The organism is Streptomyces sp. E2N166 (assembly GCF_003671715.1).
In the GTDB taxonomy this organism is placed as follows: Bacteria; Actinomycetota; Actinomycetes; order Streptomycetales; family Streptomycetaceae; genus Streptomyces; species Streptomyces thinghirensis.
This window is the reverse complement of record NZ_RAIF01000014.1, coordinates 1-1,674: the sequence shown is the minus strand read 5'-3', so window position 1 is coordinate 1,674 and position 1,674 is coordinate 1. Positions and strand designations below refer to the sequence as shown.

Annotated in this window: 1 protein-coding gene; it reads left to right on the top strand. The window is 70.3% G+C overall.

Annotation, left to right across the window (positions count from 1 at the left end; genetic code table 11):
- A partial coding sequence (locus EBH09_RS14230; protein ID WP_121747397.1) for an Rne/Rng family ribonuclease occupies positions 1-1,674 on the top strand: 1,674 nt, incomplete at both ends.

Genomic DNA, 1,674 nt, shown 5'->3' with positions numbered 1-1,674 from the left:
CGGCGCCGTCGCCGGGGCGACGCCGCCGAGGGCGACTCCGCCGACGGCGACGAGTACGCCGCCGAGCAGGCCGCGCAGGACGCCGAGGACACCGCCGAGCAGGCCGAGGAGGACGCCGAGGAGAACGAGGACGCCTCGGGCGAGGGCGGTGGCTCCAGCAGCAGCCGGCGCCGCCGGCGCCGTCGTCGCCGTGCCGGGGACGGCTCCGGTGACGCCGAGCCGTCGTCCGCCGACGACCCCGAGCGCACCGTCGTCAAGGTCCGCGAGCCCCGTCCCCCGCGGGAGAAGGGCGAACCGTCCGACGAGGTGCAGTCCATCAAGGGCTCGACCCGCCTGGAGGCCAAGAAGCAGCGCCGCCGGGAAGGCCGTGAGCAGGGACGCCGACGCGTTCCGATCATCACCGAGGCCGAGTTCCTGGCCCGCCGCGAGGCCGTCGAGCGCGTCATGGTCGTCCGCCAGCACGGCGAGCGCACCCAGATCGGCGTCCTGGAGGACGGCGTGCTCGTCGAGCACTACGTCAACAAGGAGCAGGCCACCTCGTACGTCGGCAACGTCTACCTCGGCAAGGTGCAGAACGTGCTGCCGTCGATGGAGGCCGCCTTCATCGACATCGGCAAGGGCCGCAACGCCGTCCTGTACGCCGGTGAGGTCAACTTCGAGGCCCTCGGCATGTCCGGCGGGCCGCGCCGCATCGAGTCCGCCCTCAAGTCCGGCCAGTCGGTCCTGGTGCAGGTCACCAAGGACCCGATCGGCCACAAGGGCGCACGCCTGACCAGCCAGATCTCACTGCCCGGCCGCTACCTGGTCTACGTGCCCGAGGGCTCGATGACCGGTATCAGCCGCAAGCTGCCCGACACCGAGCGGTCCCGGCTGAAGACCATCCTCAAGAAGATCGTCCCCGAGGACGCGGGCGTCATCGTGCGCACCGCCGCCGAGGGTGCGAGCGAGGACGAGCTGCGCCGCGACGTCGAGCGGCTCCAGGGGCAGTGGGAGGAGATCCAGAAGAAGGCGAAGAGCGGCGGCAGCTCGAACGCGCCCACGCTGCTCTACGGCGAGCCGGACATGACCGTCCGGGTCGTGCGCGACATCTTCAACGAGGACTTCACCAAGGTCGTCGTCAGCGGTGACGACGCCTGGCAGACCATCCACGGCTACGTGGCCCACGTGGCGCCGGACCTCGCGGACCGGCTGTCCAGGTGGACCAGCGAGGTCGACGTCTTCGCCACGTACCGGATCGACGAGCAGCTCGCCAAGGCGCTGGACCGCAAGGTCTGGCTGCCCAGCGGCGGTTCGCTGGTGATCGACCGGACCGAGGCGATGGTCGTCGTCGACGTCAACACCGGCAAGTTCACCGGTCAGGGCGGCAACCTCGAGGAGACGGTCACCAGGAACAACCTGGAGGCGGCCGAGGAGATCGTGCGCCAGCTGCGGCTGCGCGACCTCGGCGGCATCATCGTGATCGACTTCATCGACATGGTGCTGGAGTCCAACCGGGACCTGGTGCTGCGGCGTCTGCTGGAGTGCCTGGGCCGTGACCGTACGAAGCACCAGGTCGCCGAGGTGACCTCGCTGGGGCTCGTGCAGATGACCCGTAAGCGGGTCGGGCAGGGGCTGCTGGAGTCGTTCTCCGAGACCTGCGTCCACTGCAACGGCCGGGGCGTCATCGTCCACCTG